Source organism: Paenibacillus sp. FSL A5-0031 (assembly GCF_001956295.1).
Taxonomy (GTDB): Bacteria; Bacillota; Bacilli; order Paenibacillales; family Paenibacillaceae; genus Pristimantibacillus.
The window spans coordinates 170,691-192,280 of record NZ_MRTD01000008.1 but is presented as its reverse complement, the minus strand read 5'-3'; the positions used below and the strand labels follow the sequence as shown (position 1 = coordinate 192,280).

Genomic DNA, 21,590 nt, shown 5'->3' with positions numbered 1-21,590 from the left:
GAAAGGAGCAATTCTATGAAAAGCAATATTAAATGGCTAGCAGCAAGCACGGCGCTTGCAACGATGCTAGTTTCGTTTCATGCAACAGCATTCGCAGCTAATGAGCAGCCAGTAGAAATAAGAGAGACGGAGAACGTCGCTAAAGTTGCCAATGTCATCGAGAAAGCAAGCCAACCATGGGGGCTGGCTTCTGCCCCTGATGGGAGCATCATTGTTGTAGGCTCGGGCAGCAATCAGATTAGCAAATGGCAAAATGGGAAGCTTACTCCTGTTACGACAAAGACGGAAGCGGGCTATTTCGATGGGACGATTGCCAGTTCAACGTTCAATCAACCGTCTTCTACTGTAGTGAACAGCAAGGGTGTCATTTATGTAAGTGACACCGACAATCACGTTGTGCGCAAAATTGTAAACGATCGAGTATACACGGCTGCGGGCAATGGCAAGCCAGGAAATAAAGACGGCAAATTTGGCGATGCGCAGTTTAACTCCCCAACGGGACTAGCAATAGACAGCAAAGACAATGTTTATGTAGCAGACTCCCTAAACCATGTCATTCGTGTCATTACTCCCGAAGGCGTAACATCTACCTTTGCTGGAATTGCTGGCGAAACAGGCGGGTACAAGGACGGAAGCGCAGCGCAAGCTTTATTCAATGAACCGATGGGGCTTGTATTCGATGATAAGGGCGGTTTATATGTAGCTGACAGCGGCAATCATCTTATTCGTTATATTTTTGATGGCAAGGTCAAGACGGTAGCTGGAAAACCGACAGCTGTCGATGCGCTTACCGGTTATATGGCAGGCGGCTATGGGAATGGCATAAGCGCTGAAGCACGGTTTAATCGGCCGCGCGGGCTGGCATTTGCCGATGGGGTTTTGTTTGTTGCAGACAGCTTGAATAACCGAATACGTGCTCTGCAAGCGGATGGGAAAGTGATTTCAATTGCAGGTCAAGGCGCGCCTGGCGATAAAGTTGGAGAAGTTGAGCAAGCGCAGTTCAATCAACCGTCTTCCTTGCTGTATTTGAGCGGAAAACTGTACATAGCCGACACGTTAAACAATAGCGTTAAAGTGCTGCCGGTGAACCCTAAGGCTCTCAATCCTATTCGTACGAAAGAAGAACTGATTGCAGGTACGGAGCTGCTGCCGGCGAGCAAAGATATTCAAGTATGGCTGGATAACAAGCAAGTGAAATTCACTGCTTTGCAAAAGCCTTTTAAGAGCGGAGAAAAAACATATCTTCCTGTGAGAGCTGTCTTTGGTGCATGGGGAGCGAATATCAAGTGGAATGCTGCGGCCAAGGAAGTGCAGCTGACCAAAAACAACTGGAAACTTTCACTAAAAGTAAACGCGAAGCATACGGTTATTGTTGAAAAAGGCACTTTATACGTAGATGCACAATATTTAGCTGATGCCGCTTCATTTTTGTTTGCTTTTGATAGTGAATACAATGCTATTATTATGAGTAGTGAGTAATAAGTAGCAAAATTCCCTATCGCTGGAATGGAGGCTGTACAATGACTTTGGAAAACCGCTCGCAAAATAATGTAGACCGTTTCTCAGGCTTTCAAAACGATTACGACCAGCATCGTCCGAAAGCTCCTGCCGCAGTTGTTAATATTTTGACAAGCTATTTGGGAAGAGTGCCGAGCGTTGTGGCGGATGTTGGATGCGGAACGGGGTTGTCCTCCTTTATATGGCTGGGGAATGCGGAGCGAATTGTAGGTTTTGAGCCAAATGACGATATGAGAAGCAAAGCGCTGGCTCATTTGTCCAAGCTCCCTGAGGATCAATCAATTTCCTTCATCAAAGGGTATTCTGATCAGCTTAATTTAGATGCGGACAGTGTTGATATTGTAACCTGCTCGCAGTCTTTTCATTGGATGGAGCCCGTCAGCACGCTCTCTGAATTTGCCCGCGTTCTGAAGCCGGAAGGTGTGTTTGCCGCCTATGACTGCGATTGGCCTCCAACGCTGCACTGGGCTGTCGAATTAGAATATAAGCAGCTTATGGATCGTTCTGAGGAGATTATTGCTGCTCATATCCCAGAGAAGGATCAAGCGAGCAAACGAGATAAGGAACAGCATTTAACACAAATTCATAACAGCGGTCTCTTCCGTTTCTCCAAAGAAATCGTGTTCCATAACATGGAGCGCTGCGACGCAGAGCGTTATATTGGTCTGGCTATTAGCCAAGGCGGCATTCAGGCCGTCTTCAAGCTTGGCTCGATGGCGCTGGAAGAGCAATTGCAGAGCTATCGCAGCAGTGTCGAGCGTTATTTCGCGGGAAGAACACTTGATGTCATGTTCAGCTACCGCATGCGGATAGGTGTAAAATAGAGCAGCTTTAACGCTTAAATGGTGCAGAAGGCAGTCTTGTCGTGAGGACAAGGTTGTCTTCTTTTTTTATTGCTAAAATGACCGCAAAACGTATTTGCATGTATAATGCAGGTTAAGTGTGATTTATTGTAAGGAGGACTTAGCTTGTCACCTAGAAATGTAGAAAAAGATAAAATGATGCGTGAAAAAAAGATGCAGCATATTCTCGACTGTGCGCTGAAGGTTATGGCGATTAATGGTTTTCAATTAACGAGCATTCAAGATATAGCGAAAGAAGCAAAGGTTAGTGTAGGTAATGTCTATCACTACTACGCTTCGAAAGAAGAGATATTCAGCGAGGTGCTGCGCTCGGGGCAGACCAATTATGGGAAGTATGTAACCGATTTAGCGGCCATGGATATGGAACCGATCGCTAAGCTTAGAGTAATGCTTACCTCTTGGCTCTCATTGGAGACGAACTGGGCGTTCACGATTCTCATGCATACGGCAAGGTTATCGGGGTCTACTCCGCCAGACATTAAGAAGGCGATCACGGACCGTTTCACAGTAAACCTAGGCCCTGTCGCTGATATTATGAGTGACGGCATACGTAGGGGAATTATCATTGATGAAGATCCCTTGCAGCTTGCTTTTTATTTTGTAAGCCTTATACAAGGCCTGACACTCCAGCGTCCGCCCGATTATGAGGTGAAGGTAGAGATGAATGTTGAGGCTATTATTCGATTATTTGAGATCAAAAAATAGCTTTTTTAGGCATGCGAAAAAAATGTTGACAAAGTCGATATGATGCCGCAAAATAAGCAACATAACAAACCGAATGAATATTCAAATTGTAGATTGGTTTGACATATGGGCGAATCGACCAGACCACTGGAGATTTAACGTTAGTTATTATACGCGTTAAGTCTTTTTATTTTACCATAATACCAAGTAATCGGGTATTAATAATGCAATATTGAATAGGAGGAGCAGCTTATGGCGGCAGAGATGCTCGTAGTACATGAACTTAATAAGACATTTGCTACACCCTCGGGAGATGTTATTGCGCTTGATCGCATTGGGCTTCAGGTGAAACAAGGGGAATTTATTACGATTATTGGACCGAGCGGCTGCGGCAAAAGCACATTGCTCAAAATCGTAGCAGGGCTCGATACCGGCTATGAAGGCACGGTTTTGCTGAATGGAAAACCGATTGAAGGACCGAGTATTGAAAAAGGATTTATTTTTCAAGAACCGAGATTGTTCCCTTGGTTGACGGTGGAGAAAAATATAGCCGCAAATTTATCGCTTCGCAAGCCGGAGGTTCGTAAACGAGTAGATGAGCTCATTGAGCTTGTAAGGCTGAAGGGCTTCGAACACTCTTATCCTCGCGAGTTATCTGGAGGCATGGCGCAGCGTGTAGCTATTGCAAGAGCGCTGCTTCGCAGTCCTGATATATTGCTGCTGGATGAGCCGTTTGGCGCATTGGATGCTTTTACTCGCTCGCATATGCAAGAGGTGCTGCTTGATATTTGGCAGAAAAACAAAACGACGATGTTGTTTGTGACACATGATTTGGATGAGGCGGTATTTCTGGGCGAGCGAGTCGTCATTATGAATCCGCGTCCGGGTCATATTCGAAAAATATTGCCGATTGATTTGCTGTATCCTCGGAAACGAGCAGGCCATGCTTTTCAAGAGATGCGGCACAAGGTGCTGGGTGAGTTTGAGAAGGTTGAGGGGCCGGAAATCGATCAAGGCGCGGATATTTAATGAATTATTTTTCACCAAAAATATAGATCGTCGGGGAGAGAATGAAGATGAACAGATTACGCCTTCTTACGGCAGCAATTATTGTATTAGCGGTATTTATTAGCGGCTGCGCGGCTTCTGGCAACGGAAATTCAGACAAGAAAGAAACAGGCAACGCGGGAAACAAAGCAGCAAAAAGCTATGACGGAGTTACTGTAAAGATCGGGTATCAGGGCAGCGGCGGCTTAATGGGCAAAGCGATTGAGGAGAAATGGTTTGAAGATGAATTTGGCAAGCTTGGCGTGAAAGTGGAGTATGCGGAATTTCAGAGCGGCCCTCCAATGACAGAGGCAATTGCTTCTAACCGTCTTGATTTTGCTGGACTTGGCAATATGCCGATCATTGCAGCACAAGCTGCGGACATTAAATTTACTGTCATTTCTCAGGCGCTCGAAGGCAAAAACAATGTCGCGATCATCGTGCCTAAAGATAGCCCGTTTCAAACGGTTGCTGACTTAAAAGGCAAGAAGGTAGCTGTTGCCAAGGGGAGCAACGCATTTAACTTCCTTTACCGCGGCCTTGAAGGTGCGGGGCTTAAAGCATCAGATTTGGAAATTATTCAACTGCAGCCGGATGAAGCGCAGCCTGCTTTTGAGACGGGGAAGGTTGATGCATGGGCGACATGGGAGCCGAATATTACGCTGAACACACTGCAGGATAAAGCGAAGGTGCTTGCGGACGGCGAACAGTTGGGTGTGCTTTCTCCTTCCTTCAACATTGTTAGAAAACAATTTGCTGATGATTATCCTGAGCTCGTTACCCTGTATCTGAAAGTATGGAACAAAGCGCTTGCTTGGGAAAATGATAATCGTGCCGAATCCACCGAGCGTTATGCGGCTGAGCGTAAAGTGCCTGCGGCATTAATTGAAGCAATCTTCAATCGCTCCAAGACAATTAATATCCCTGTATCGGACGAAATTATTGCAGAGCAGCAAAAGACGGCGGACTTCCAGTTCGACATTAAAGTCATTCGCAAGAAAATCGACGTGTCCACCGTATTTGATAACAAATTTATTGAAGAAGCGTTGAAATAATACACTGAACAAGAGGAATGGGGCGTTTCTTATGGTTGGAGCTGGCTCAGAAAGCGCATTGCATAAGCCCATCAAAGTAATGAAGAGGCGGCCAAGGAGCCGTCTCTCTATTCATACGGTTAATCTGCTGCTCAGTTTGCTGCTTCCAGTCGGCTTATTGGCCATCTGGCAAATTGCTGGAATGATGGGGAAGCTTAATCCAACGCTGCTGCCAACACCAGGCTTAATTGTGGAGGAATTCATTCATTTAACTTTATCTGGTGAGCTGTTTTATCATCTCGGTATTTCAGCTCGACGTGCGCTGCTTGGATTTTTGCTGGGCGGAGGATTAGGTTTAGCTGCGGGATTATGGGTAGGATTCTCCTATAAGACGGAAAGGCTCATTGATCCTTCCTTGCAAATGCTTCGTACTTTGCCCCATTTGGCAGTAGCTCCGTTGTTTATTTTGTGGTTTGGCTTTGATGAGACATCTAAAGTGTTATTGATTGCAAAAGGTGCTTTTTTCCCGCTGTACGTCAATACCTTTCTTGGTATTCGTTCCGTAGACGGCAAACTGTTTGACGTTGCTCGTGTGCTGCAGTTTAGCCGCTGGCAAATGATTGCGAAGCTTGTTCTTCCGGCATCGCTTCCTAATATCTTTCTCGGCGTGCGACTTTCTATCGGTGTGGCATGGCTTGGGCTTGTTGTAGCGGAAATGATGGGTTCGAGCTCAGGAATCGGTTTTCTGATTAATGATGCGCGTTATCTCATGATTACTTCGGTTGTATTTGTAGGCATTATTATTTTTGCCGCAGTCGGTAAACTGACGGATTCGCTTGTGAAGCTGCTTGAGAAGAGGCTGCTAAATTGGCAGGACAGCTACAAAGGAGGCAGCAAGTGATGAGCGAACGAACCGCTTCGCGCGAAATGGGCGCAAAGGCAGCTGGTCGGGACTGGTTAGGCGTTGTTCCGAAGCCGTTTCATGGCTGGATTGTTCCGGCTTTCATTGTGATTGTCTGGCAGACGGTCAGCGGGCTTGGTTTGTTGTCTGAAACACTGCTGCCGGCCCCGTCAAACATTGTGAAGAGCTTTGTGTCATTGTGTGAATCGGGAGAGATGGGGAAGCATCTCGGCATTAGCATGTACCGCGCTGGTTTTGGGTTTCTTCTTGGCGGAGCGCTCGGGCTGCTGCTCGGTTTATCGGCGGGTCTTGGCAAAGTGATGGAGAGGACGCTTGATCCTTCGCTGCAAATGCTGAGAACGGTGCCACTGCTTTCCGTGATTCCATTGTTTATTTTGTGGTTCGGAATCGGAGAGTTTTCAAAGGTGCTGCTTATTGGACTTGGCGCTTTTTTCCCGGTTTATGTGAACACCTTTCTTGGTATTCGAAATACGGATGTGAAGCTGTATGAGGTTTCGCGTATTTTCCAATATACGAAGCTTCAGCAGGTAACAAAACTTATTATACCAGCGGCCTTGCCGAATATTTTATTGGGCGTAAGGCTATCGCTTGGCGCTTCATGGCTGCTGCTTGTTGTTGCAGAAATGATGGGGACGAGTGCAGGTATCGGTTATATGATTCAGGATGCAAGAGCATACTCGCAAACGGAAATTGTTTTTGTGGGCATTATTTTGTTCGCTGTATTTGGAAAGTTGTCGGATACGGCCATTCGGCTGCTGGAAACCAAATGGCTTCGCTGGCGAGATACGTATAAAGGATGACAAAATGAATCGTTTGGAGAGGCGGTTAACGGATTATGGGGAAACGGCAGGAGCAGCTCCATCTCGGAGCATTTATTTATTATACAGGCCATCATCATGCAGGCTGGCGTCATCCGGAGTCGGGTGTTGAAGGAATGTTTGATGTGAAATTTTATCAGAAGCTTGCGCAAACCGCGGAGCGCGGCAAGTTCGATATGCTCTTCTTCGCAGATTTGCTGTATGCCACTAATGTGGGGCAAGCGGTAGCGGGCATGCTGGAGCCTCTTACGCTATTGTCCGCATTATCGGCTGTTACGGAGAAGATTGGGCTGACTGCAACCGTCTCAACCACATACAACACCCCCTTTAATGTCGCACGAAAGTTTTCTTCGCTTGATCATATTAGCGGCGGGCGGGCAGGCTGGAATATTGTAACCTCGCAGCTTGATCTGGAAGCTCATAATTACGGGCAGCCCAAACATCCCGAGCACGGCCTGCGCTACAAGATGGCTCGTGAATTTGTGGATGCCACAACCCGCTTGTGGGATAGCTGGGAGGATGGCGCGCTTGTGCTTGACCGGGTGTCGGGTCAGTTTGCCGATGAGTCTAAAGTAAGGCCAGTTGATTACAGCGGGGAATGGTACTCCACGAAAGGACCGCTGAATGTGCCGAGATCTCCGCAAGGTTATCCGGTGCTAATTCAGGCAGGCTCATCAGGTCCAGGTCAAGACTTTGCGGCCAGCATTGGCGAAGTTATTTTTACGGCGCAGCAATCGCTGGAAGCGGCAAAAGTCTTTTATGAGAGTGTGAACAGCAAGCTTGGAGATTATGGAAGGGAACGCGGTAGTCTAAAAATCATGCCAGGCCTCTCCCCGATTCTTGGTGCGACAGAAGAGGAAGCGAAGCAGCGTTATCAAGAGCTGCAGGGGCTCATTCCTGCCGCCCATATTGTCGGCTTCTTATCAGGATTTCTCGGCGTAGATCTAAGCAGCTATTCGCTTGATGATCAGCTGCCGGATATTCCTGATCCTGTTGAAGCATCCAACGGCATGAAGAGCCGTGTTCAGCTTATTATGGATATGGCGCGCAAAGATAAGCTGTCGATGCGAGAGCTTGGCAGCAGAATGCTTGGAGCGAGGGGACATTTGCAGTTTGTTGGTACGCCCGAACAGCTGGCTGACCTTATCGAGCTGTGGTTTGAGGACTATGGCTGCGATGGCTTCAATATCATGGCTCCGGTTCTTCCTGGAGGGCTCGACGATTTTGTTCATTATGTCGTGCCGATTTTGCAGCAGCGCGGACTGTTTCGTGAAGATTACACGGGAGACACCCTTCGTGACCATCTTGGACTTGAACGTCCAAGCGAAGGGCATTTCCGCAAAAAACGTCCTGTGGTACAAGAGCAAGCGTAACAAGAGCTGAGCGGCAATAGTGAAAAAAACGCAAAGAAGCAAGCAGCTGGCGCCATGATTAGGCGACGGCTGCTTGCTTCTTTGCCGTTGTTGCAGAGAAGGGGGGACTAAGGTTTTGTGAATATTCCGCTCTTTAATAAACACCATCGGTTATAAGTAAAATATTTCATGGCAAACCTCCACCTTAAAAATAAGTGATAACGGTTCCAAGACAGCAGCCTCTATTTTATGAAAAATGAATAGGTGACATAGCCGATAGCGATAGCTACCAAACCAAATGCTGCCGTGGAGGAAAGGATACGGAAAAATATTTCCCACTTATCTCTTTTTGTGTTTCGAATGTCCTTGTCCTCATTCCCCTGCGTCTCATGATGTTCTAGATTATCTTGACGAGGCTTAATGATGGGATCACCCGCTTTCTTTATTCCTTCTCTTTGCTTTGCTTATAAACGACAAGTATGGTGCTGCGCTGATAAGTGTTGCCTGAAGTGGCTGTTTTGATCATGGAGCCGTAGCAAATATTAATGACTTGATCGTCGCTCAGTTCTGCCAAAAACTCATTTGCTCTTTTTTCAGCAAAAACAGAATCCGTATCAATAAATTCTTTTACTTGAATCATATTCGTTGTGTCCTCCCTTGCCAAATAAATATACAGATAGGCACCCCGCGTCGATAGCAGAATGCCTTCTGACGTCCACCATAGCATTGCGTACTATAAGTGTCAACAGGGAGATTTAATGATCCATTTTAGACAAAGAAAATAGGGGCAGCTTCGCTAAAATAACGAAGCTGCCCCTATTCGGCTGCATGGGCTGTTTAGCTTTTTTTCCAGACGCCGCCTTGATCAGGTCTTTCCCCCATCGTCCACCATTTGGCAACATAGGTGTCGCCATTATAAGTGACATATGTCCCTCCTAGATAGGCTTTTGTGCTGTTCCATTCGGGTACAACAAGGCTAAGGAGCTTCCAAGCGCTAGAAGTGTCGGGGTGATTATTTTACGTCCAATACAGCGCCTCGTAATCTAACCCGGCAAAGCTTGCTTTGTTTCCTTGTACATAAACGGTTGAGGGGCTCCAAGCAGGCAATGTACTGCCTTCATTATTTCCGCCATTGCCCCCGCCTTGACCGGGCTGCTCCACATTTTCCTTCAACGTTCTAACCGTAATTGGTGCGGAAATAGGAGATTAGTTGCCTTCGAAGTCGATCGCGCGAATGGTATATGTATACGATGTGTCAGGTGTTAATCCGCTATCTGTGAAAGAGGTATGTGTCGTTGTGCCGCGCCACTCTGCACCGCGGAAAATTTCATATTCCTTAATGCCGCTTCCTAAACCCGGCAGCCACCTCTTCATTTGTTTTGTTCGCCTATTGCGTTTTTTTGTGTAAGGTTGTATCACTCCCTTTTTTTATAAATATAATTATAATTTCGTAAAAAGAATTGAAATAAATAAGGATAACATTCATTTAAAGAGGGATATAATTATTTTTTATGTATATACATTGTCTATCGAATAAATAGAGAATAAAAAACAGTGTCTATCTTACTAATTCTTACACTGAAACTTATTTATAGAATCCTTTATTATACTTAGCATTAATCTAGTAATCTCGTTAATTCATGTAAATAAAACTAACATATGTTTTCTTCAATTTAGTAAGGATATGAGTACAAATGAATGAAAAATAGAGTTTAACCTCGATGGTTACGCTTTTTTGTCTACTTTAATGATTTGTTAACTTATATAACATGAAATAGACTGATGTAGAAGAAAGAGAGAATTATATCGCATAGGAGGAGTTAAACATGACACAAGTTGTAAAGAGCGAGATAGCGAAAAAGATTTTAATTCCACTGCTTGTACTTTCATTGCTTGCAGCGATGGTAGGGGTATTGACAAAAACGGATTTTGTACGCGCGGAGGAAGCGCCGCAGCTGCCGACATTTGATATTCCGGCCCTATCCGCTGAACATCAAGCTTCAAGTCTTCCTAATGTTATTGTTGTTGCAACAGGAGGAACGATTGCGGGTAAGGCAAGCAATAATGATCCTACTAACTTCCAGAGCTATGCGGCTGGTACTTATAAAATGGCAGATATGGTTGCTCAGCTGCCTGGGAAAAATAAAATAGCTGATGTCTCTACCTATCAATTCGGCAACAAGGGTTCGAGCGGCTATAGTATTAGAGATCTTTATGATCTATCGCTTGCGGTAGACGAAGCTCTTAAGATTTATGATAGTGCAGTTGTAACGACCGGTACGGATACGATGGAAGAAATCGCGTATTTCCTCGATCTAACCGTTCGCAGTGAAAAACCGGTTGTTGTTACAGGCTCTATGCGTCCATGGGATGTTATTGGAACGGATGCGCCTGCCAATCTCTATCAAGCTATTAAACTAGCTGGGAGCGGTAAAACAAAATGGTTTGGCACAGTGGTCATGTTGAATGATGTCATTTATGCGGCGCGTGAAGTTACGAAGTCAAATTCACACCGTACCGATACTTTTGATGCTCCGATGTTTGGTGCATTAGGTTATGTGGATGACCCGGCTGTTCGTATTTATCGTGCTCCTGCTAGAGCAGCAAAAGCAGGTACACCGGCATGGGCTTCACCATTCGATTTGAAAACCATCTCTAAAGATAGTCTTCCGATAGTAGAAATCGTATACAGCTATCAAGAAGCGGGCGGCGGCGCTATTCGCGGTTTGGTGGAAGACGGCGCGAAGGGAATTGTAACCGCAGGAACAGGCGCTGGCGGTATTTCGTCGAAGCTAAGTGCTGCACGTTCCGCGGCCATTAAGGATAAAGGTGTCGTATTTGTATCGACAACAAGAACAGGCTCAGGCTCTATCTATGATAGCGGCAGCGGAAGTGTTATTGGCGGAGACAACTTGAATGCGGCGCATGCTCGTATGATGTTGTTATTGTCCCTAGCATTTACAAACGATGTAAACAAGATTAGAAACTGGTTCACGACTTTTGGCACACAGGATGTAGAAATTTCAGTTGATGAAAATACGGTACTAAGCACGACAATTGAAGAACCAATCGAAGAGCCTGTTGTGACGGAACCTGTCGTTGTTGTTCCTACACCGGAAGCAGAAGTTCCAGCTGTTACAGAAACAACGCCTGAAACAGCACCAGTGACGCCATAATTAGTGGGAGGAGTACGGTTATGACCATAAGAAGCGAATCAACTACAGCAAAGAAAGTTTTCATTCCCCTCCTCATTATGGCTCTCCTCAGTACGATACTGACTGGCTATGCCAGCTCGGTTCGTGCCGAGACTGCAGCACCTCAGCTGCCTACCTTTGATATCCCGGCATTATCCGAGGAGCATAAAGCTTCTCCATTGCCAAATGTCATTGTAGTGGCGACTGGCGGGACGATTGCTGGCAAAGCGAGTAATAATGACCCTACTAATTTCCAAAGCTATGCTGCAGGAACGTATAAAATGGCAGATATGGTAGCCCAGCTGCCTGGGAAAAATAAAATAGCGGATGTCTCTACTTATCAATTCGGCAACAAGGGCTCGAGCGGCTACAGTATGAAGGACCTGTATGATCTCTCCCTTGCGGTGGATGCTGCGCTTGAAATTTATGATAGTGCAGTTGTTACGACAGGTACGGACACGATGGAGGAAATTGCTTATTTTCTCGATCTAACTGTTCAAAGTGAGAAGCCGGTAGTTGTCACGGGTTCAATGCGGCCTTGGGATGTCATTGGAACGGATGCTCCAGCCAACCTGTATCAAGCGATTAAGGTAGCGGGGAGCGGCAAAACAAAGTGGTTCGGTACGGTCGTTATGCTAAACGATGTCATTCATGCTGCACGCGAAGTAACAAAGAGCAATTCGCACCGGACGGATACGTTTGAGACACCGATGTTCGGCGTGCTTGGCTACGTTGATGATGCAGCGGTACGTATGTATCGTCTGAATGCTAGGGCGCTCAAAGCTGGACAAGCGGATTGGAAAACGCCGTTTGCTTTGAAAAATATTTCGAAGGACAATTTGCCTATCGTTGAAATTGTTTATAGCTACCAAGAAGCTGGCGGAGGTGCCATTCGTGCTTTAGTAGCTGACGGAGCCAAAGGGATTGTAACAGCCGGCACTGGGGCGGCTGGTATTTCGTCGAAGATGAGCGCGGCGCGGTCCGCAGCAATTAAGGATCACGGCGTTACATTCGTATCGACGACTAGAACAGGTTCTGGAACGATCACTGGAGGCGGAAACGGCATTATTGCCGGGGATAATTTAAACCCGCAGCATGCACGCATCATGCTTATGCTTTCGCTGGCATTCTCGAATGATTTTGCTACAGTGAAGAACTGGTTTGAAACGGTAGGGACACAAGATATTAAGGTTGATGTACCTGAAACGCCTGTAACGCCTACACCGACTCCAACTCCTACTCCAACTCCTCCAGTAGAAGGCGGTACAGGTGGTTCGGGTGGCAATGTACCAAATAAAGGACAGGTTTCGATTGGTGCAGGCAGCGCAGGTACGCTTGGCTTGGATGATAGCGTTACTGTATCTATTCCAGCAGGCGCGACGAAGGAGCAAATGCTGCTTTCTATTGAGAAACTGACTGAAACGGGCGGCATTGTTGAGCCATCGAGCAAGCGAGTGTCGTCAATTTTTGAAATACTCAAGTCGATACCAGCTGATTTCTTCGTTCCAGTCACGCTGACCTTTAAGTTTGATACCGCTTTGATCAAGAGTGGTCAGACGGCGTCCGTATTCTATTACGATGAAGTGAAGAAGCAATGGGTAGAGATGGGCGGTACGGTAAAGGATAACTTTGTTACTGTACAATCTGATCATTTTACTAAGTTTGCTGTATTCGCTGTAGACAAGAAAGCTGAAGAAGTACCTTCTTTTACAGATATATCAAGTCACTGGGCAGAGGCTGCTATTAAAGAGGCGGTCGCATCCGGAATTGTGAAGGGATATGAAGACGGTACGTTTAAACCGAATAAAACGGTAACACGTGCGGAATTTTCCGTTATGCTGATGGGCGCGTTGAAAGCGGATGGTACAGGCTCGGTGCTTGCTTTTGCTGATAATGACAAAATTGCGGCTTGGGCAAAGGAAGCTGTTGCACAAGCGGTCAAAGCGGACATTATTAGCGGTTATCCAGATGGAACCTTCCGTCCGGGCGCAAATATTTTGCGGATGGAAATGGTGTCAATGATTGCAAGCGGTGCTGGATTAGCGTTAGATCCGAACGCGACAACCAGCTTTGCTGATAACAAGGATATCCCGGCATGGGCGAAGGGTGCGGTTAAAGCAGTTAGCGATAAAGGCATCATTCAGGGCAGAACGGGCAATATCTTTGCGCCAAAAGCTACAGCAACGCGGGCAGACGCGATTACGGTTATTATGAATATGCTTAAAAATAAATAATGGCTTAAACGGAAAAAGAGCGGTTTTTAAAGGTTGATTAGAACCTTTAAGAACCGCTTTTTTTACGCCATATCCTAATACACCATGCGCCTCTTCCCACCACCCGACGGAGATGATGATTAACGGGGATCAGGCCAAAGAATCAGGTTAGTGACTAGGCCAAGTAATATAAAAGCTACTCTTTGGAGACGTGGCTGCCCCAAACGGCAGCTCCTTCGTTGGATAGTGCGCTGAATGTCATCACATAGCTGAGTGTGCCTTCATTCCACTGCCGGAGTAAAACGCCGTGATACAGCGAACCATCAATTGTAAGATCGATAGTAACAGCGTCGGTGGTTTTCCATGAGCCGCTTACGCTTCCTGAGATCGTGCCGTCTTTGTTGAGAGAAAGCAGTGTTGCTGGTTTCACATCAGCCGTAATGTCTTTGCCATGGTTCACGTATTTGTATTCTCCGATGATTTGTTCGGTCTTAACTTTCTCTGCGGTTTCGCCTGCATAACGATGAGGTGCGATGACAGGCCAGCCTTCCGTGTTCATGAGCATTTGGTGGACTCTTACCTCGTGACTTTCTCCGCGAGATGGAAAACGAGTATGGAAAATAATAAACATTTTACCCGTGTCAGGATCGATATAAGTGGAGTTATGGCCAGGTGAAGTATAACCCGTCCCGATATTAGCAATTTCTCCGTCGACATTGTCCATTTGGAAATTTCCCATGAGCTTCACGCCATAAGGCGCAATAGAAGCATCATCAAACAGCGTGCCGAAGGCGCCAAATGCGTCGATCATTTCCTTGCCTTCTGAATCAAGGAACGGGCCGTCGGGATTTTTTGAGCGTGCCACACGAATGTTGTATCCGCCTGTGGAGTCTAGTCCGCCATAGGAAAGGTATAAATAGTAATAGTCCGTTTCTTTGTTGTACATCATATAAGGCGCCTCGATGCGGCTGTGGTTGTTGCCGAGCAGTCGTTTGCCGTAGCCTTGATCGGGATAGGGCAGACCTGTTTTTGGATTCATTTTCATAATAAAAATACCGCCGGAGTATGAGCCATAAACCATCCATAGAATACCGTCTTTATCATAAAACAAATTTGGATCGACTACGTTTGGATGTACTGCCGCGTCATACAACGTTCCATCCTCGCTCGAATCATTCCACATGCCCGATTTGAGAATTGTGCCCTTATTTTTATAAGGCCCTTCAACCTGATCGGCAACCGCATAACCAAGCACCGACCGAGGCGAGTCGCCTTTGCACATGCTGTAATACATATAAAATTTGCCGTCCGGCAATTGGATGACATCGCCTGCCCAGAACGTATCAGTCTCGGCCCAAGCTAGCTCCTCGCTCATTTCTGTCAGTACATCCGGTATGATGGGATTCCCTTCATAGACACTGGAGTTCAGCTGCTCCCAGGCCATGAGATCCTTCGACTTCGCCGCAGCGAGATGCGAGCCGAAAATATAGAAGGTATCACGAACTTTGATGATAGACGGATCATGAACGGACGCGTTAGTGAATAAAGGCTCCTCCACTGTAACCGCTTCCGTTTTTGGTTGGTTTGAAGTATCATTAGCTGCGGATGGCTGATTGCTCTCTGCTGGTGGAGCTGCATTTCCGCCGTTATTTCCACTGCAAGCGCTCATAAATGTCATCATGCATACCGTTAACAAAATGATGGTTTGTTTTCTCAAGTAGAAAATCCTCCTAGGTTAACATTGGATAATTTCTAAAAACATTAATTGATTAATGAATATATTATATATTAGGCGGTAAAAAAAGAGAAGGGCTCAGCCCTTCTCTTATTTCGTCTTAACTGGTTCTTCGAACGTCATGCCGAGCGTGTCTACAGTTACTTTTTTCATCGAAATCGGCGTTTCCGGCTTATCGCCCGGGCCAACCTTTTGATTGACGATTTCATCGACCGCTTCCATGCCTTCGGTTACTTTGCCGAAAGCTGCATATCCATTATCGAGTGAAGGTGCATCAGCTACCATGATGAAAAATTGTGATCCGCCGGTGTCTGGATCGTTGGTGCGAGCCATGGAGAGGACGCCGCGAGTGTGCTTCAGCTTGTTTTCGAAACCGTTGCTGAGAAATTCGCCTGGAATGCTGTATCCTGGACCGCCAGTACCTGTGCCTTCTGGATCTCCGCCTTGAATCATAAACCCTGGAATCACGCGGTGGAAAATAACGCCATCATAGAAGCCTTTATTAATAAGAGAAATAAAGTTGTTTACGGTATTAGGTGCAACCTCTGGGTAAAGCTCAAGCTTAATGATTTTGTCATTGCTAAGTTCAATCGTTACAACAGGATGCTTGTCCGAGCCAAGAAGCTCAGGCCCTTCCTCAGCAGGTGCTTCAGTAGGGGGAGTTGTGCTTGTGTTGCCACTGCCTGATCCTGTTTTCTCATTACTCCCGTTTGCGCCGCAGCCTGATGCTACAATGAGCAGAGTTAGTGCAAGAAGAAGCATGATCCCAAGACGTTTGTTCTTAAACAGCATTTCAATATCCTCCTTAAATTTGCGAATGCAAATGACCTTGAGACGATCTGGTTTGCGCAGCATTCACCTTTTATATCCAACTTGTATAATATCATATTGCGTGATTTAAATGCGAATTCATCGCTTTATCATTGTGTTGAATGTCTCTAATAAGTTAAGGTCTTGCGCGACAAGCGCTGATTCGCTATAATCACATTAATTCAGTCGAAGGGATTGGGTCTTATGTACACTTTCCAATTGAATCAGCTTCATCATTTCACCAAGCGTTAGCACCCCTGATCAACATTCAGGGTGGGCTAGCGCTTCTCGCGTTGGCCTCCCTGCAGCATACGATGCGCGCAGGACCAAGAGGTCCTGCGCGTTTTTTTTATTCCAATAATGCAGTGAGAGGAATGATCGTGATGCAAAATGTAAAGGGAACCTATGATTATTACGGCAGGGAGCAAGCGCTTAGAAGAAAGATTCAGGAGACTCTGCGGGAAAAGTTTGAGCTGTATGACTTTGATGAGATGGTGTCTACCGAGCTGACTGATCTTGCTTTCTTGACATCCAAATATGCAGGCGGCGATGAGATTGTTAAGGAAATGTACCAGCTTACAGATCAGCGAAAACGACGATTAGGCTTGCGCTATGATTTGACGATCCCTTTTGCCAAGGTGATGGCATTAAATCCGAGTATTGAATTGCCTTTCAAGCGATATGAAATGGGGAAGGTATTCCGCGATGGTCCCGTTAAACGCGGGCGGCTGCGAGAATTTTTGCAATGTGATGTGGATGTTGTTGGGGTGAAGGGGCCGGAAGCTGAGGTGGAATTGATGCAGCTGGCTGTCGATGTGTTTCGCACCCTAGAGCTGGATATCCAATTAAAATGGAATAATAGGCGGTTTCTTGGCGAAATGCTTGCAGCAATTGGCGTCCAAGGAAAGGATTTGTTGTCGGTTATGCTGACTTTGGATAAGCTCGCAAAAATCGGAATAGACAGTGTAAAGGCGGAGCTTGCTGAGAAGGGTTTGGCTGACGGGGTCATCGCTGCGATTTTAGAGTTGATTGAGCTGGAGGAGCCTACACTAGAGACATTGATAGATAAATATGACCTGCAATATAGTGCTGGGGCGCAGGAAGTAATCGAGGTTCGTGATATTTTGTGCAAGCTTGGATTAGAGTCTGTTTGTGTGTTTGACCCTTTTCTCTCACGCGGGTTGTCTTTCTACACAGGTACGGTTTATGAAATATTTGATGCTTCGAACGGCTTCGCATCAAGCCTTGGCGGCGGCGGTCGGTATGATGCCATTATTGGACAGCTTATAGGCAGGGATGATGCTGAGTATGCAGCGGTCGGCTTGTCGTTTGGGATGGAGTCAATTATGGCTTTGCTTGAAGAACGTTACGCTGCTGCAGCGAACACTTCGGTTAACGTAGTGCTCATTCCCGTAAGCGTAACGGCGGCAGAACTGCTGCAAACCGCAGCGGATTTGCGTGCGAGCGGCATTCGAGTGAAGCTCGATTCTAGCGGACGAAAGCTGAAAAATATACTTGCATCGGTAGCGAACAGCGGCATACGTTACGCTCTTTTGGTGGGAGAGGCGGAATGGAAGGCGGGCTTAGTGCGCTTGAAGGATATGGAGGAGCGGGTCGAAAGGGAAATGAGTGTCGACGAAGCTATTTATATTTTAGAAAAGGTAAGTGGATAAGGATCAATAAGTTAAAAAAGTTTTATATTGGAGCAGCCAAGTTGTACTCGTCGTCTTCTTTAGCTTGGCTGCCCGTCATGAGACATTACGAGAGCTAGAGGATTAGTCGTTATAGGAAAGGGAATAGGATGCTGATCAGCTTGCGTCGTTTGGTGCGATCCTTTGTTGGAAGCGATGCGGCGGCGATATGCTGCTTGGGGTATTGCAGAGCGTCCATGCTTGCGGTTAGCTGAGTCAGAACGAGCCGCAGCTCATCGAGCTCCTGCCGGTGGCTCAGAAGCTGGTAAGTGACGACTTCATCCGCTTTCTGGGATAGGGAAGCTTCCAAACGGCTCAGTCGATGGAGCAGTTCCTCTCGATCCTCGTATACAGGTGCAGATGCCTGCAGATCTTGTGGAACGGGAGAAAGATTTATGTCTTGCAGACTGATCCCTTCCTCCAATTCTTGCTTAATCAGCTGCAGGTTATGAAGAGCCGTCTCATCAAAGGTATAGTGACCGAGCGTATCCTTACCGAAAGAAGAGGGGAACTGGGATATCCAACGTCTGACTGTTGTTTCACTGACAGCAAGAAGCTGAGCGGCTTCTTTGGTTTTTAACAACGCCATTGTCATCACCTCGCTTATTAATTACTAGAGTTATTCGTGCCGAAAACATGCTCTCCTGCACGGCTGACAAAGGTAGTGGTTAATCGCTAAAAGAAGTGATCATCCGATTGATTTTTCATGCTCGCAGCAGTAACGCGAATATTGCGGCAATTAAAAAAGAAGCTTTCTTATCCACACTTTGAGTGGGGAAGAAGGCTTCTTTATTTGCGGGATATATTAACTGGAGAGGTTAAGACCTTAACAGAACTTTACAGCAGCTTCTGTACATATCGTTCGATTTTCTCAGGTGTATCCTTTGATCCGAAGCGCTTTAGTACCTTACCGTTCTGGTCGACAAGAAATTTGGTGAAATTCCATTTGATCGACCTTGTGCCGAGGAAGCCGCGCGCTTCATTCGTCAGGTGCTGGAATAAAGGGTGCGCAGTGCTGCCGTTTACATCCACTTTGGAGAATAAAGGGAACGATACTCCGAAATTGATTTCGCATGCTTCTGCAACCTTGCTGTCGTCGCTAAGCTCTTGATTGGCGAATTGCGAGGAGGGGAAGCCTAGTACAGAAAAGCCTTGTTTATTATAGGTGTCATGAAGTTTTTGAAGTCCTTTGAACTGCGGGGCGAAGCCGCATTTGGTAGCTGTATTCACGATGAGCATGACCTTGCCTTTATAAGGGGCTAGAGTCTGTTTTTCGCCTCTAATAGTCTTTACTTCAATATTGTATAAGGACATAGGAACAACCTCCATTAACCGATTTTATATTTTTTATAATTTAATTGTACTCAATCTATATAGAGGTGTCAAATGAAATAAATAGAGGCGAGTTAGCATGTGGCCAGAGGCTGTTTTCATTGGTCTTTAAATGAATAAGAGGCCGCCCCTATTTGCTAGGGACAGCCTCTGGCTTGCTTTTAATAAAGAACTTTATATGCACCCGACTGAAGTAGCAAGGCTCCTGCTGCGGCTTCGTTATCGGTGTCAGCCACTAGCAAGTAGTAGCCTTGATCGATAGCTTCTTTGCAAGGTTCGATGAATTTGTCTTCTATGCCAATATCATGGAGCACGTCTTTGGTGTCAGGCTCATTATCGAGCTTCACTGTGCCTGCGGCTATGCCGGTAGGGCCGCCGTTTATGCCAGTGCTTCCGGCGGTATAACCTGAACCTGCTGCAAATGGTGCGGCGCTAAGCGGAGTGATCGTTCCGGCTTGGTTCACCTCTTGCGCTTCTCGAATTTCATAAACTTCCTCAATAGGGATGCTTGAATCGGAAACAAGAAGCGGAGCCGATTCCTTGTTCTTCAGAACGATTCTAAGATTATGTCTATTTGTTCTCGCTGCTTGAAACCGTTTGATCGCTTCCAAGACACCTTCTTCTTTGTCAAATACTCCAATGGCTGTCGTCATAGGGGAGTTCTCCTCTCGTATCTAAGCTAGAATGAGGTTACATCTACTTATACCCTGCATTCCTTGCTTTGAATCGAGAGGCGGGATTAGCGAGCTGCAAGTGCTGAAGCTTCGCTAATTTCGTTAATTTCATCTATTGTCAGCTTAAAACGCATAGCTTTCACGTTTTGCTCGGCATGGTGAATTTTTGATGCTCCGGGAATCGCGAATACAGTATCTCCATGAGCATGGATGAGCCAATTTAACGCGATTTGTGTTGCCGTAGCCTCATAACGAGCAGCTACCTGCTCAAGCGAATCAATAAGCGGCTTAGATCGTTTTAGGCCGTTTGTTTGAAAAGCGGAGCTCCATTTGCGCGGGCCGCTAATTGCTTTGATCAGAGAAGGATCGTGATGAAACTTCCCGCTTAATATACCCTGTTCAAGCGGAGAATAAGCAATGATTGCACAACCGAGTTCTTGCGCCGTCTCGAGAATACCATTTTTCTCGATGCGGCGGTCAAGCAGGCTGTATTTTACTTGATTGGAGGCGAGCTGCAAGCCATGCTCTCGCAGAACGCGATCGGCCTCATGCATTTGTTTAGCGGAGAAATTGCTTACCCCTATATTTTTGATTTTTCCGGCAGCGGCCAGCTTCGCCATTTCCTTCATCTCACTGCTCACTGAAGAGAAGGAGAAGGGCTGATGCACCTGATAGAGGTCAATTGTACGCCCCTCAAGCTGTTTAATTCTCACATCAATTGTACGGCCAATGTTGCTGGCGGTACGCATTGCCGGCCACCACTTGGTCGCAATATAGACCTTATCTTCTGCTGGTAGGGCTTCGCGCAAAGCGCTGGCGAGCAGCTGCTCGGATTGGCCGTTTCCGTAAATTTCAGCGGTGTCAAACCAGTTAATACCGCCTTCGTAGCTTGTTTTTACGATATCATTAATGATTTCGCCCTTCAGAGCGGGCCAAAACTTTCCGACGAGCCCTTTGCCATTGCTGAATTGCCAGCAGCCAAGGCCAAGCGGAGATAACTGCAAACTCGTTTGGCCAAATGGCCTAACCGTAGATAATGTCATGGCTTGCTCCCTTCAGAATTTCAGAATAAGTAATTGGCAGCTGTCTTTTTCCGTTATGCTCTAGCTGATCCTTGCTGTATTCGGTCTAGGAACTGATGCATTTGTTCCAGCAATGCAGCACCTTCTTCAGGTGTGCCGTCAAGCTTGCATGCGAGCTGATGAGGAATATCGACGGCTTGTTCCTTTAACGCTCGGCCTTGCTCTGTGAGTTCCACCAATACGCTGCGTTCATCGTTGCGGTCACGCGTACGCGTTATATGTCCTGCAGCCTCCAGCTTCTTAAGAAGAGGGGTTAACGTGCCTGAGTCCAGATAAAGCTTATTGCCAAGAGCGGTTACCGTGACATGATCCTGCTCCCATAGGGCGAGCATTGTAACGTATTGCGTGTAGGTAAGGTCGATCTTCTCGAGCATTGGGCGATAAAGCTTAGTAATCTCTCGAGAGCAGGCATAAAAAGCGAAGCATATTTGATTGTCCAGTTTTAAAATTTCGTTGCTGTCCATGTTGTTGTCCTCCGTGGGAAGGTGAATTTGTTTGTTTAAAAGGCAAGGAGCTAATGTTCTAAGTTTAACAAAATTAAATTGTGATAAATATAATATAGAGGAATGGACAATACACTGTCAATGCGCACAGCGGCTCCTTATATTGTAGAGGAAGGAC

Annotated in this window: 21 protein-coding genes and 1 pseudogene; 11 read left to right on the top strand and 11 right to left on the bottom strand. The window is 46.3% G+C overall.

Annotation, left to right across the window (positions count from 1 at the left end; all coding sequences use genetic code 11):
- Positions 1–15 precede the first annotated feature (15 nt).
- The 8 genes from BK120_RS16155 to BK120_RS16120 all read left to right on the top strand — a co-directional run bounded on the left by BK120_RS16155 (position 16) and on the right by BK120_RS16120 (position 8,259).
- Positions 16–1,479, top strand: coding sequence for a stalk domain-containing protein (locus tag BK120_RS16155; protein ID WP_076268516.1), 1,464 nt, complete (start codon positions 16–18; stop codon positions 1,477–1,479).
- 41 nt (positions 1,480–1,520) lie between these two features.
- On the top strand, positions 1,521–2,342 hold the full coding sequence (locus tag BK120_RS16150) for a class I SAM-dependent methyltransferase (RefSeq protein WP_076268515.1): 822 nt from the start codon (positions 1,521–1,523) through the stop codon (positions 2,340–2,342).
- A 144-nt stretch (positions 2,343–2,486) separates the two neighbouring features.
- Positions 2,487–3,086 (top strand): TetR/AcrR family transcriptional regulator, encoded by a 600-nt coding sequence (locus tag BK120_RS16145; protein ID WP_076268514.1) that lies wholly within the window; start codon positions 2,487–2,489, stop codon positions 3,084–3,086.
- A 231-nt stretch (positions 3,087–3,317) separates the two neighbouring features.
- Entirely contained in the window at positions 3,318–4,094 is a 777-nt protein-coding gene (locus BK120_RS16140; protein WP_076268513.1) for an ABC transporter ATP-binding protein, read from the top strand.
- A 47-nt stretch (positions 4,095–4,141) separates the two neighbouring features.
- Positions 4,142–5,167, top strand: a complete 1,026-nt coding sequence (locus tag BK120_RS16135) for an aliphatic sulfonate ABC transporter substrate-binding protein (protein ID WP_372238998.1) — start codon at positions 4,142–4,144, stop codon at positions 5,165–5,167.
- A 79-nt stretch (positions 5,168–5,246) separates the two neighbouring features.
- Positions 5,247–6,047: an ABC transporter permease gene (locus tag BK120_RS16130; RefSeq protein WP_076268640.1), complete on the top strand. Its 801-nt coding sequence runs from the start codon at positions 5,247–5,249 to the stop codon at positions 6,045–6,047.
- A complete protein-coding gene (locus tag BK120_RS16125; RefSeq protein WP_076268511.1) occupies positions 6,047–6,868 on the top strand; it encodes an ABC transporter permease in 822 nt (273 codons plus the stop codon). Before BK120_RS16130 ends, BK120_RS16125 begins: the two co-directional genes overlap by 1 nt.
- 35 nt (positions 6,869–6,903) lie before the next feature.
- The gene (locus tag BK120_RS16120; protein ID WP_076268510.1) at positions 6,904–8,259 is read left to right on the top strand and encodes an LLM class flavin-dependent oxidoreductase; all 1,356 of its coding nucleotides are present in this window, start codon (positions 6,904–6,906) and stop codon (positions 8,257–8,259) included.
- A gap of 421 nt (positions 8,260–8,680) precedes the next feature.
- Here the strand turns inward: BK120_RS16120 and BK120_RS16115 are convergent, their stop codons facing one another.
- The 4 genes and pseudogenes from BK120_RS16115 to BK120_RS34925 all read right to left on the bottom strand — a co-directional run bounded on the left by BK120_RS16115 (position 8,681) and on the right by BK120_RS34925 (position 9,612).
- Positions 8,681–8,878 carry a sporulation protein Cse60 gene (locus BK120_RS16115; RefSeq protein WP_076268509.1) on the bottom strand — a complete coding sequence of 66 codons (198 nt, stop codon included), beginning with the start codon at positions 8,876–8,878 and terminating at the stop codon, positions 8,681–8,683.
- Positions 8,879–9,075: 197 nt separating this feature from the next.
- Positions 9,076–9,147: pseudogene (locus tag BK120_RS36425) on the bottom strand (hypothetical protein); the annotation flags it as partial.
- A 108-nt stretch (positions 9,148–9,255) separates the two neighbouring features.
- Complete coding sequence (locus BK120_RS34610; RefSeq protein ID WP_179089812.1) at positions 9,256–9,411, bottom strand: hypothetical protein; 156 nt, start codon at positions 9,409–9,411, stop codon at positions 9,256–9,258.
- A gap of 33 nt (positions 9,412–9,444) precedes the next feature.
- Positions 9,445–9,612 (bottom strand): fibronectin type III domain-containing protein, encoded by a 168-nt coding sequence (locus tag BK120_RS34925; RefSeq protein ID WP_144376777.1) that lies wholly within the window; start codon positions 9,610–9,612, stop codon positions 9,445–9,447.
- 452 nt (positions 9,613–10,064) lie between these two features.
- Here BK120_RS34925 and BK120_RS16100 point away from each other — a divergent pair, with 452 nt between their 5' ends.
- Positions 10,065–11,414 carry an asparaginase gene (locus BK120_RS16100; RefSeq protein WP_076268508.1) on the top strand — a complete coding sequence of 450 codons (1,350 nt, stop codon included), beginning with the start codon at positions 10,065–10,067 and terminating at the stop codon, positions 11,412–11,414.
- A 20-nt stretch (positions 11,415–11,434) separates the two neighbouring features.
- Positions 11,435–13,666, top strand: a complete 2,232-nt coding sequence (locus BK120_RS16095) for an asparaginase domain-containing protein (protein ID WP_076268507.1) — start codon at positions 11,435–11,437, stop codon at positions 13,664–13,666.
- A 175-nt stretch (positions 13,667–13,841) separates the two neighbouring features.
- On the opposite strand, the gene abnB is transcribed toward BK120_RS16095, so the two are convergent.
- On the bottom strand, positions 13,842–15,362 hold the full coding sequence (gene abnB / locus BK120_RS16090; protein ID WP_256710914.1) for an arabinan endo-1,5-alpha-L-arabinosidase AbnB: 1,521 nt from the start codon (positions 15,360–15,362) through the stop codon (positions 13,842–13,844).
- 108 nt (positions 15,363–15,470) lie between these two features.
- Entirely contained in the window at positions 15,471–16,172 is a 702-nt protein-coding gene (locus BK120_RS16085; RefSeq protein WP_076268506.1) for a peptidylprolyl isomerase, read from the bottom strand.
- A 401-nt stretch (positions 16,173–16,573) separates the two neighbouring features.
- On the opposite strand from BK120_RS16085, the gene hisS reads away from it, so the two are divergent.
- Positions 16,574–17,863 carry a histidine--tRNA ligase gene (gene hisS / locus BK120_RS16080; RefSeq protein ID WP_076268637.1) on the top strand — a complete coding sequence of 430 codons (1,290 nt, stop codon included), beginning with the start codon at positions 16,574–16,576 and terminating at the stop codon, positions 17,861–17,863.
- Positions 17,864–17,972: 109 nt separating this feature from the next.
- Here hisS and BK120_RS16075 read toward each other — a convergent pair whose 3' ends face one another.
- From BK120_RS16075 to BK120_RS16055, 5 genes are all read right to left on the bottom strand, one after another.
- Positions 17,973–18,470 carry a MerR family transcriptional regulator gene (locus BK120_RS16075; protein WP_076268505.1) on the bottom strand — a complete coding sequence of 166 codons (498 nt, stop codon included), beginning with the start codon at positions 18,468–18,470 and terminating at the stop codon, positions 17,973–17,975.
- Between the two features lie 248 nt (positions 18,471–18,718).
- Positions 18,719–19,195, bottom strand: coding sequence for a glutathione peroxidase (locus BK120_RS16070; protein ID WP_076268504.1), 477 nt, complete (start codon positions 19,193–19,195; stop codon positions 18,719–18,721).
- 179 nt (positions 19,196–19,374) lie between these two features.
- Positions 19,375–19,866, bottom strand: coding sequence for a hypothetical protein (locus BK120_RS16065; RefSeq protein ID WP_076268503.1), 492 nt, complete (start codon positions 19,864–19,866; stop codon positions 19,375–19,377).
- 86 nt (positions 19,867–19,952) lie between these two features.
- The gene (locus BK120_RS16060) at positions 19,953–20,930 is read right to left on the bottom strand and encodes an aldo/keto reductase (RefSeq protein WP_076268502.1); all 978 of its coding nucleotides are present in this window, start codon (positions 20,928–20,930) and stop codon (positions 19,953–19,955) included.
- 53 nt (positions 20,931–20,983) lie between these two features.
- Entirely contained in the window at positions 20,984–21,433 is a 450-nt protein-coding gene (locus BK120_RS16055; RefSeq protein WP_076268501.1) for a MarR family winged helix-turn-helix transcriptional regulator, read from the bottom strand.
- Between the last annotated feature and the right edge of the window lie 157 nt (positions 21,434–21,590).

Excerpts from the sequence above, each read along its gene's own strand:
- BK120_RS34925 (WP_144376777.1), bottom strand. The coding sequence starts at position 9,612 with ATGAAGAGGTGGCTGCCGGGTTTAGGAAGCGGCATTAAGGAATATGAA.
- BK120_RS16130 (WP_076268640.1), top strand. The coding sequence starts at position 5,247 with ATGAAGAGGCGGCCAAGGAGCCGTCTCTCTATTCATACGGTTAATCTG.
- BK120_RS16070 (WP_076268504.1), bottom strand. The coding sequence starts at position 19,195 with ATGTCCTTATACAATATTGAAGTAAAGACTATTAGAGGCGAAAAACAG.
- BK120_RS16150 (WP_076268515.1), top strand. The coding sequence starts at position 1,521 with ATGACTTTGGAAAACCGCTCGCAAAATAATGTAGACCGTTTCTCAGGC.
- BK120_RS16155 (WP_076268516.1), top strand. The coding sequence starts at position 16 with ATGAAAAGCAATATTAAATGGCTAGCAGCAAGCACGGCGCTTGCAACG.
- BK120_RS16085 (WP_076268506.1), bottom strand. The coding sequence starts at position 16,172 with ATGCTGTTTAAGAACAAACGTCTTGGGATCATGCTTCTTCTTGCACTA.
- BK120_RS16065 (WP_076268503.1), bottom strand. The coding sequence starts at position 19,866 with ATGACGACAGCCATTGGAGTATTTGACAAAGAAGAAGGTGTCTTGGAA.
- hisS (WP_076268637.1), top strand. The coding sequence starts at position 16,574 with ATGCAAAATGTAAAGGGAACCTATGATTATTACGGCAGGGAGCAAGCG.
- BK120_RS16125 (WP_076268511.1), top strand. The coding sequence starts at position 6,047 with ATGAGCGAACGAACCGCTTCGCGCGAAATGGGCGCAAAGGCAGCTGGT.
- BK120_RS16100 (WP_076268508.1), top strand. The coding sequence starts at position 10,065 with ATGACACAAGTTGTAAAGAGCGAGATAGCGAAAAAGATTTTAATTCCA.
- BK120_RS16115 (WP_076268509.1), bottom strand. The coding sequence starts at position 8,878 with ATGATTCAAGTAAAAGAATTTATTGATACGGATTCTGTTTTTGCTGAA.
- BK120_RS16095 (WP_076268507.1), top strand. The coding sequence starts at position 11,435 with ATGACCATAAGAAGCGAATCAACTACAGCAAAGAAAGTTTTCATTCCC.
- BK120_RS16055 (WP_076268501.1), bottom strand. The coding sequence starts at position 21,433 with ATGGACAGCAACGAAATTTTAAAACTGGACAATCAAATATGCTTCGCT.
- BK120_RS16120 (WP_076268510.1), top strand. The coding sequence starts at position 6,904 with ATGGGGAAACGGCAGGAGCAGCTCCATCTCGGAGCATTTATTTATTAT.
- BK120_RS16060 (WP_076268502.1), bottom strand. The coding sequence starts at position 20,930 with ATGACATTATCTACGGTTAGGCCATTTGGCCAAACGAGTTTGCAGTTA.
- BK120_RS16140 (WP_076268513.1), top strand. The coding sequence starts at position 3,318 with ATGGCGGCAGAGATGCTCGTAGTACATGAACTTAATAAGACATTTGCT.
- BK120_RS16075 (WP_076268505.1), bottom strand. The coding sequence starts at position 18,470 with ATGGCGTTGTTAAAAACCAAAGAAGCCGCTCAGCTTCTTGCTGTCAGT.
- BK120_RS16135 (WP_372238998.1), top strand. The coding sequence starts at position 4,142 with ATGAACAGATTACGCCTTCTTACGGCAGCAATTATTGTATTAGCGGTA.